We start from the raw sequence: 8,688 nt of genomic DNA, 5'->3' as shown, positions 1-8,688 counted from the left end.
GCGCAGCGGGTAGCGCCGGCGCGACACGCGTCGGCGACGGCTCGGGCGGCGGCGGCGGCGGCGCCGGTTGCGCGGCCGGTGTGGGCGGCGCGGAACTGGTGGACAGCAGCGCCACCAACACCACCGCTCAGGCCACGGGCGGCGGATCTTGCCGCGACGCGGTGTCGGTGTCGGCTTTCAGCGTGACCGCGTCGCTGGGTGGCGCGGGCGGCGCGACAGTCCCCGGCAACACGGCGCCGGGCACCGGCAATCCCGGTGGCGACGGCTCCGTGACCATCACGCCCATCTACCCCACGCTGACTGTCACCAAGTCGCAGCCCAGCCCTGCGTTGCAGGTGGGCATCAACAGTGTCTACACCCTTACCGTGGCAACCACCACCACCACGCCGGCCTTTGTGGCGCGGGTGGTGGATCAGCTTCCCGTCAACATGACCTACGTCAGCAGCAGCGGCACCGGCTGGACCTGCTCGACCGCGGCCAATGCCGGCGGCACGCTGGTGACCTGCAATTTCGTTGGCACCATCACAGCCAGCGGCGGCACCTCGACGCTGCAGATCACGGCAAGACCGACGAGCAACATCACGGTCACCAACTACACCGCCGTAGACCCGGCCGGCGGCACCAGCCCACCGACCCCGACCACTTGCACGGCTGCCAACACGCCGAGCGCCGGCTGCGCTGCGCCCGTGGTCAGTACGGTAGCCCTGGGTTTCGGCGGCAACGTTTACAGCGACCCCAACCACAACAGCAACCTGGATGCGGGCGAGGCCGGCATAGGCGGGGCCACTGCACTGTGGGTCAAGCTTGCGCCGCGCACGGGCGGCACCTGCACGGGGCCGGCCACCGTGGCTGCATCGGTCAACCTGACCACCGGCGCCTACAGCTTCACCAACATACAGCAGGGCAACTATTGCCTGATCGTGGACGGCAACAACACGCTGAGCGACATCGCGGCTGCATATCCGGCCGGCTTCATCGGTACGCAGAATCCCACCGGGGTGATCCAATTCAGCATCGTGGGTGCGCCGCCCGCACCGCAGAATTTCGGCCTGTACAGCGGCAGCACGCTGAGCGGCACCGTGTTTGCCGACAACGGCGCGGGCGGCGGCACCGCCAACAACGGCGTGAAGGCCGGGACGGAGCCCGGCCTGGCCGGCATCACCGTCAACGCCATGCAGGGTGCGACGACGGTGGACACCGAACCCACGGCCAGCGATGGCAGCTTCATTCTGTGGATTCCCGGTGCCACCAGCGGCACCGTGGTCCTCACGCCCGTGCTGCCCTCCGGCTACACCGCCACCGGCGGCTCGGCCGGCACCACGGGCGGCACTTACACCCGCCCGAGTGTGAGCTACACCGCCGGCTCCGGCCTGGCCCGCACCGGCATCAGCTTCGGCATGGTGGGGCCCAACACCCTGAGCCCCAACGGCGCGCAGACCGCCCAGCCTGGCACGGTCGTGTTTTACGCCCACACCTACACCGCTGGCACCGGCGGGCAAGTTACCTTCTCGATGGTCAACACCGCCACGCCGGCCAGCCCTGCGTGGAGCCAGGTGCTGTATCAGGACAGCAATTGCAACGCAGCGCTGGAGGCCAGCGAGACGCAGGTCACCACAGCTCTCACCGTCACCGCCGGGCAGACCGTCTGCCTCATCGTCAAGCAGTTCGTGCCCGCTGGGGCCGGCCAGGGCGCGCAGAACAGCGTAACCTTGAGCGCGGCCTTCAGCTACACCAACGCCAGCCCGGCGCTCAGCGTCAGCACCCTGCTTGTCACCGATATCACCACCGTCGGCCAGGCTGGCGACCTGTCGCTGGCCAAGCTGGTGAGCAACGTCACCCAGGCTATCGCCTCGGCCACCAGCGTAAACGCCAGCCCTGGCGACACGCTGCAGTACACGTTGACGGCCACCAACAACGGCACACAGGCGCTGTCCACGCTGTTTGTGAGCGACTCCACCCCGGCGTTCACCGGCTTCGTCTCCACCGCCTGTCCGGGCGTGCTGCCCACGGGCATCACGGGCTGCACGGTGACCACGCAACCGGCCGTGAACGCGCAGGGGGCATTGAAGTGGACTTTTACCGGTTCGCTGGCCTCTGGGGCACAGATCGTCGTCACTTACCGTGTCAAGGTCGATCAGTAGGCTTCCCAGGCGCTCACAGAGGCGGAAAACAGCTTTTTTCAGGCTGTTCTGTCGTTTTGGCCATTGACATCGAATATGTGCCTGAGCAGCTATTAAGTTTGGGGTTTGGGAAGCAAAGCTCATCACCAGATGAGCTGAGTTCCTAAGCTCCTAAATAGATAGCTGCTTGCGCTTTCCTGCATTGGGTTTCAGGGGGTTTCCTCTTAAACCTCTTCAGCCCGCGCCAAACTCATCACCTAGTTCACCGGCGCGTTGCCTTGCCGTGTGGATGGCGCGCATGAACAGCATCTTGACGCGGTCCTGCTCCATGGAGGTCAGCGCGGCGTAGGTGGTGCCCCCTTTGGACGTGACCTGGGCGCGCAGGGTCTGGGGCGTCTCGTCGGACGCCGCCAACAGCGCCGAAGCGCCAGCAAAGGTGCCGACGGCAAGCTTGCGCGCCTGTTCCGGCGCAAGGCCCATGTCCGTGCCTGCCTCGATCATGGCTTCCACAAAATAAAAGACGTAGGCCGGGCCGGAGCCCGAAATGGCGGTGACCGCGTCCAAGTGGGCTTCTTCGGTGAGCCACAGGTAATCCCCCGTGGGCTTGACCACCTGCTCGACACCCAGCCTGTCGTCGTCTGTCACGGCATCCCGCGCAAACAGCGCCGTCATGCCTTTGCCGACCAGCGCCGGCGTGTTGGGCATGGCGCGTACCACGCGCTCGGTGCCCAGCCAGCGCGCGATGCTGCTGGACCGCACGCCGGCTGCCACACTCAGGTGCAGGGCGGTTTTGGTGTGAAAGCGTGTTTGCAGCGCTGCATCCTTGAATGTCTGCGGCTTTACAGCCCAGACCACCAGGCCGGCGCTGGCCAGTGGCGCGCCGGGTTTTTCATGCACCTGCACGCCGAATTGCCGGATGAGCTTGTTGCGTTGCTCCTCAAAAGGCTCGACCACCTGGATCTGGCTGGCTGGCATGCCTTGCTTAAGCAGGCCGCCAATGATGGCGCTGGCCATGTTGCCGCCGCCTATGAAGGCGATGTGTTCGTTGCTTGTACGGGAATTGGAGGTCATGCGTTGTCAATCCAAAAATTCAAAGGCCAGCCATTGGCTGATTTGCCGGGAGCTGAAATTGTCGTCGCTAATGAAGACGAGGCTGCGATTTCCGTTGGGCAGTACCGGGCCCCAGGCCATGCCTTCCGTATTGTCCAGACGTTCCAGCCGGAGGCCGGGCCCCGGGCCGGTGAAGGTGGAAAAGTCGGCGATCAGTGTTTTGTCCACCGCGCGATAGGTGCCAGTCTGCAGGACAGGCGTTGCGAGCGTGTCGGATCCCTGCCGGGTGTCGATAAGGTACAGGCGCAGCGAGTTACCTGCCTGCGGGCCCCAGCCGGCCATATAGGCCCGCTCCAGCACCAGCATGCGGTCGGCATCGAGCATCAGGATTTCCACCACGCCGTTGTCGGCCTGGGTGGCCGGCGCAACAGGTGCGCGCGGAATGGCGTCGGGCACATACGCAATTTGCCGCAATGCTTTCCCACTGGCAAGGTCAATTTGGGTGAAGCGGCAAGGACCGCCCTTCGCTTTCACCGTGGGTACGGGTCCATCCTGGCGGAAGGCGTTTTCCATGGCGATCCAGGCTGTCTTGTCATCGGGTGTCAGCGCCAGGCCTTCCAGCGCCAGATTGACGCGCGGCCCCCGGATGAGATGAAACTCAAACATGGGCGGCAGCGTAAATTCGCGAACCATCGTGCCGTCTGCCCGGCTTTCGCGCAGCTCCGGCGCCACGCCCGTCAGGGAATGCCCCTCAGTGACCCACAGCAGCGTCTGGCTGCTCGGGCGCCAGCGAATCGACTCCGGGTCGGGGGGCTGCATGCCCCGCAATGCGGCCTCATACGTGCTGCTGTCGCCCTGGCGCAGGGGGGTGACGCTCAGCAATTCCGGCTGGCCCAGGCTGCTCATGTCCAGCGCGATGCGTGCGGTGTAAAACCGCACGGGGTTGATGCTGGAGGCGTCGTCGCTGATCAGGTAATACAGGTTGTTGGCGGCGTCGTAGTCAATGCCTGAGAGACCGCCCACCGTGGTGCCCTGGAATTGCAACCGGTGTGGAATGCGGGATTCACCGATCAGGCGCAGACGTGTGTGGACCGGCTGCGTGGCCGCTGCTGCCGGCTGCGGTGCCTTGCCGCCGGCCAGGCCCAGCACTGCGGCTGCGCCGGCTCCGAGGACCAGCCGGCGCCTGGAGGGTGCTGTGACATAGGGGTTCATGCAGCCAAGTCTAGCGGCCGCACCTGTGGGAAATGTGACAGGGCAGGGCTGCGCTTACTGCAGCACGGTCTGCCGCACCGCCTGCTCCCAGCGCGCCATCAGCTCAGCGGCCCGGTCCGCGCCTAGCGTAGGCAAAAACTTGCGCTCGGCGCGCCACATGCCGGACAACTCGTCGGTGCTGCTGTAGACGCCGCTGGAAAGTCCTGCCAGGTAGGCGGCGCCCAGAGCGGTGGTTTCAATGACCGCCGGGCGGATCACCGGTATGCCCAGCAGGTCGGCCTGGAATTGCATCAGCAGGTCGTTGACGCAGGCGCCGCCGTCTACGCGCAATTCCGCAACAGGTGCGGCGCCAGCACTCACCGCGTCGCGGCTCATGGCCTGCAGCAGGGCGGCGCTTTGGTAGGCGATGCTTTCGAGTGCGGCGCGCGCGATATGGGCGACGGTGGTGCCGCGCGTGAGGCCGGTGATGGTGCCCCGCGCATCCGGTTTCCAGTAGGGTGCACCCAGGCCGGTGAAGGCCGGCACCATCATCACGCCGCCTGAGTCAGGCACGCTTTCGGCCAGCGCCTGCACTTCGGCGCTGCCCTTGATGGCGTGCAGGCCGTCGCGCAGCCACTGCACCACGGCGCCGCCAACAAACACGCTGCCTTCGGTGGCGAACTGCGTTTGGGTTGTTGCCTGGGCTGCGCTGGTGGTCAGCAGGCCATTGTGTGAGGTTTGAAACTGGCTGCCCGTGTGCATCAACATGAAGCAGCCGGTGCCATAGGTGTTTTTTGCCATGCCGGCCTTGAAGCAGGCCTGGCCGAACAGCGCGCTTTGCTGGTCACCGGCGACGCCTCCGATGGGGATGTCATGGCCCAGCAGATCGGGGCGCACCTCGCCGTAATGCGCGCTCGAAGGTAATACCTTGGGCATCAGCGAAGCCGGGATGCCCAGCAGCTCAAGCAGCTCGTCGTCCCACTGATTGGTGTGCACATTGAACAGCATTGTGCGCGACGCGTTGCTGACGTCGGTGGCATGCAGCGCGCCGCCCGTGAGTTGCCACATCAGCCAGCTGTCGATGGTGCCGAAGGCCAGTTCGCCGCGCTCGGCCTGCGCGCGGGCGCCGGGCACGTTGTCGAGCAGCCATTTGAGCTTGGTACCGGAAAAATAGGCGTCGATCAGCAGCCCGGTTTTGGACTGGATCAGCTTTTCCTTGCCGCGCTCACGCAACTCGGCGCAGGTGGCTTCCGCGCGCCTGTCCTGCCAGACGATGGCGTGATGAACCGGCAGGCCGGTCTTGCGGTTCCAGAGGGCGGTGGTCTCGCGCTGGTTGGTGATGCCCAGTGCCCGAATGTCGCTGGCCTTGATGTTCGCCTTGGCCAGCACTTCGCGCGCTGTCGCCAGCTGGGTGCGCCAGATCTCCATCAGGTCGTGCTCGACCCAGCCCGGCCTGGGGTAGATCTGCGGCAACTCCTGCTGGGCCAATGCCACGATGTGACCGTGTTCGTCAAACACTATGCTGCGGGAGCTGGAGGTTCCCTGGTCGAGTGCRAGAAGGTATGTCATGCGCTGGAGTGTATGAAAGGGTGGCAGGCGCGCACAAGTGCGCGGGGCTCAGGAGTGGGCCACTTCACAGTTGACGTCCGCCTCTTCCAGCAAGGTGGGGAATGGCTCGGGCGGAGGCATGTCGGTGAACAGCCGGTCAATCTGGGAAAGCGTGGCCAGCTCCACCATGGCGGGCCGGTTGAACTTGCTGCTGTCTGCCGCCAGCCAGACTTCGCGGGCATGCTCGATGATGGTCTGGGCAACTTTGACTTCGCGGTAGTCGAAGTCGCGCAGGGAGCCGTCAGGCTCGATCCCTGAAATGCCGATGATCGCGATGTCTACCCGAAACTGGCGTATGAAGTCGACCGCCGCCTCGCCCACGATGCCCCGGTCGCGCGAACGCACTACGCCACCGGCGACGATGACTTCGCAGTCGGTATTGCTGCACAGGATGCCGGCCACATTCAGGTTGTTGGTGATGACCCGCAGCCCTTTGTGGTGCAGCAGGGCCTTGGCGATGGCCTCGGTGGTGGTGCCGATATTGAGGATCAATGAGCAGTCGTTCGGAACACGCCTGGCCACTGCGCGCGCGATACGCGCCTTGCCTTCGGCGTGAAGGCTTTCACGCTGGCGGTGGGCAATGTTTTCGATGGTGGAACTGGGTACCCGCACGCCGCCATGAAAACGCGTCAGCAGGCCGGCTTCCGCCAGGCGCTGCACATCCCGCCGGACGGTCTGCAAGGTCACGTCCAATTTTTCTGCAAGCTGCTCGACGGAGGCCGATCCGTGGGTTCGCACGACGTCAAGGAGCTTGATTTGCCTGGGGTTGGAGTTCACGCGGGTTCAAGTTTGAAGGAATCGTGGAGGTCTGGAAACTTTATATCGAAACAAAAGGAAACAGATAAGGGAAAACAAGTAGATAAAACAATCAAAAAAGAAGAAAAATAGAAAAAAACCGAACTTCCTCAAAGTTTCGCCGGGAGCCTTCCTCTTGTCTACTGTTTCTTTTTGTCTGCCTGCCAATGCCCTGGCACAGAGGCCCCACCGCCGTTTTGGGTCGCTGCAACGCGCCTGGGACGGCCGGTTGTTCAGAAGGGGCGCGTGATGCAGCTGACCCTGGACCACATCAGCAAAAAAGTCGGCGCCGAACAATGGCTTTATGAAATGAACCTGGCGCCGCGCAGCGGCGAAGTCACGGTGCTGCTGGGCGCAACGCAGGCCGGAAAAACCAGCCTGATGCGCATCATGGCGGGCCTGGATGTCCCCACGCAGGGGAAAGTCATGGTGAACGACGCCGATGTGACCGGCATGCCGGTGCGCGAGCGGAACGTCGCCATGGTCTACCAGCAGTTCATCAACTACCCCTCGCTGCGGGTGGCGGACAACATCGCCTCGCCGCTGAAGCTGCGAGGGGAAAAAGACATCGATCAGACGGTGCGCAAACTGGCCGAACGCCTGCACATCGAGATGTTCCTGGACCGCTACCCGGCCGAGCTGTCGGGTGGGCAGCAACAGCGGGTGGCCCTCGCACGCGCACTGGCCAAAGGGGCTCCCCTGATGTTGCTGGACGAACCGCTGGTCAATCTGGATTACAAGCTGCGCGAGGAATTGCGCGAAGAGCTGACCCAGCTTTTTGCAGCCGGCGATTCCACCGTGATCTATGCCACCACCGAGCCTGGCGAGGCTCTGCTGCTGGGGGGCTATACCGCTGTGATGGACGGTGGTGAACTGCTGCAGTACGGCCCGACCGCCGAGGTCTTCCACTCGCCACGATCCTTGCGCGTTGCGCGTGCCTTCAGCGATCCGCCCATGAATCTGATAGCGGCACTGCCCGCAGCGCAGGGATTGCAGCTGGCGGCAGGGCCCACCCTGGCGCTGGCCTTGCCCGATGCGCCGGCGCAAAACCTGGCCACCCTCACGGCCGGTGTTCGCGGCAGCGCCCTGCGCGTCCAAAAGCGTGAGGGTGATGTGGCGTTGCCGGGAAAGGTCGAGTTGGCTGAAATTTCGGGTTCCGACACTTTTGTCCACGTTGCCACGGCGGTGGGCGAACTGGTGGCGCAACTGACCGGTGTGCATTACTTTGAGTTGGGTGCGCCCATCACGCTGTTTCTCAGCCCTGCCCAGGTGTATGTCTTTGATGCAACCGGCGCTTTGCTGCTGGCGCCAGAGCGCAGGGGGGGACTTGCGTGAAGCACCTTTTTGCATCGGCTGCCGTGTTGTGGAGGCCTTATGGCGCGTATTGATCTCGACCTGGCCCATGCTTACCGGCCGAATCCGCGCGAGGACAGCGACTACGCGTTGCTCCCGCTCACCATGAGTTTTCGCGATGGCGGCGCCTATGCATTGCTTGGTCCCTCAGGCTGCGGCAAGACCACCATGCTCAACATCATGTCGGGCTTGCTTGTGCCGTCGCAGGGCACGGTCAAGTTTGACGGCGTAGATGTGACGCACGCCTCGCCGCAGCAGCGCAATATTGCGCAGGTGTTCCAGTTCCCGGTGATCTACGACACCATGACTGTGGCTGAAAACCTGGCGTTTCCGCTGCGCAACCGCAAGGTGCCGGAAGACCAGATCAAAAAACGCGTTGGTGAAATTGCCGAGATGCTGGACATGAGCGGCCAGCTCAACCACCGCGCGGCTGGGCTTGCAGCAGATGCCAAGCAGAAAATTTCGCTGGGCCGCGGCCTTGTGCGGCCCGATGTGTCTGCTGTGCTGTTTGACGAGCCGCTCACGGTGATCGACCCGCACCTGAAATGGCAACTGCGGCGCAAGCTCAAGC

At 64.1% G+C, this 8,688-nt stretch carries 7 protein-coding genes; 3 read left to right on the top strand and 4 right to left on the bottom strand.

Features of this window, described 5'->3' with window-relative positions:
- Positions 1-2,141: hypothetical protein (locus AC1DWI_RS06695; RefSeq protein WP_477724570.1), on the top strand; the 2,141-nt coding region annotated here is incomplete at its 5' end.
- Positions 2,142-2,354: 213 nt separating this feature from the next.
- Here the strand turns inward: AC1DWI_RS06695 and proC are convergent.
- From proC to AC1DWI_RS06675, 4 genes are read right to left on the bottom strand one after another with little or no spacing between them, the layout of a single operon-like run.
- Entirely contained in the window at positions 2,355-3,191 is an 837-nt protein-coding gene (gene proC, locus AC1DWI_RS06690) for a pyrroline-5-carboxylate reductase (RefSeq protein ID WP_477668678.1), read from the bottom strand.
- A 6-nt stretch (positions 3,192-3,197) separates the two neighbouring features.
- Positions 3,198-4,382, bottom strand: a complete 1,185-nt coding sequence (locus AC1DWI_RS06685) for an esterase-like activity of phytase family protein (RefSeq protein ID WP_477668677.1) — start codon at positions 4,380-4,382, stop codon at positions 3,198-3,200.
- Positions 4,383-4,436: 54 nt separating this feature from the next.
- On the bottom strand, positions 4,437-5,930 hold the full coding sequence (gene glpK, locus AC1DWI_RS06680) for a glycerol kinase GlpK (RefSeq protein ID WP_477668676.1): 1,494 nt from the start codon (positions 5,928-5,930) through the stop codon (positions 4,437-4,439).
- A 48-nt stretch (positions 5,931-5,978) separates the two neighbouring features.
- Positions 5,979-6,746 carry a DeoR/GlpR family DNA-binding transcription regulator gene (locus tag AC1DWI_RS06675; RefSeq protein ID WP_477668675.1) on the bottom strand — a complete coding sequence of 256 codons (768 nt, stop codon included), beginning with the start codon at positions 6,744-6,746 and terminating at the stop codon, positions 5,979-5,981.
- Positions 6,747-7,013: 267 nt separating this feature from the next.
- On the opposite strand from AC1DWI_RS06675, the gene AC1DWI_RS06670 reads away from it, so the two are divergent.
- Both AC1DWI_RS06670 and AC1DWI_RS06665 read left to right on the top strand, forming a co-directional pair.
- Positions 7,014-8,099, top strand: a complete 1,086-nt coding sequence (locus tag AC1DWI_RS06670; protein WP_477668932.1) for an ABC transporter ATP-binding protein — start codon at positions 7,014-7,016, stop codon at positions 8,097-8,099.
- A gap of 39 nt (positions 8,100-8,138) precedes the next feature.
- The coding region (locus AC1DWI_RS06665) for an ABC transporter ATP-binding protein (protein WP_477724569.1) at positions 8,139-8,688 on the top strand (550 nt) is incomplete at its 3' end.

It is taken from the genome of Polaromonas sp. P3_C2 (assembly GCF_056402675.1).
The sequence above is the reverse complement of the archived record's forward strand: the minus strand, read 5'-3'. Positions and strand labels throughout refer to the sequence as shown.

Coding starts and splice junctions, on each gene's coding strand:
- proC (WP_477668678.1), bottom strand. CDS start 3,191: ATGACCTCCAATTCCCGTACAAGCAACGAACACATCGCCTTCATAGGC.
- AC1DWI_RS06670 (WP_477668932.1), top strand. CDS start 7,014: ATGCAGCTGACCCTGGACCACATCAGCAAAAAAGTCGGCGCCGAACAA.
- AC1DWI_RS06685 (WP_477668677.1), bottom strand. CDS start 4,382: ATGAACCCCTATGTCACAGCACCCTCCAGGCGCCGGCTGGTCCTCGGA.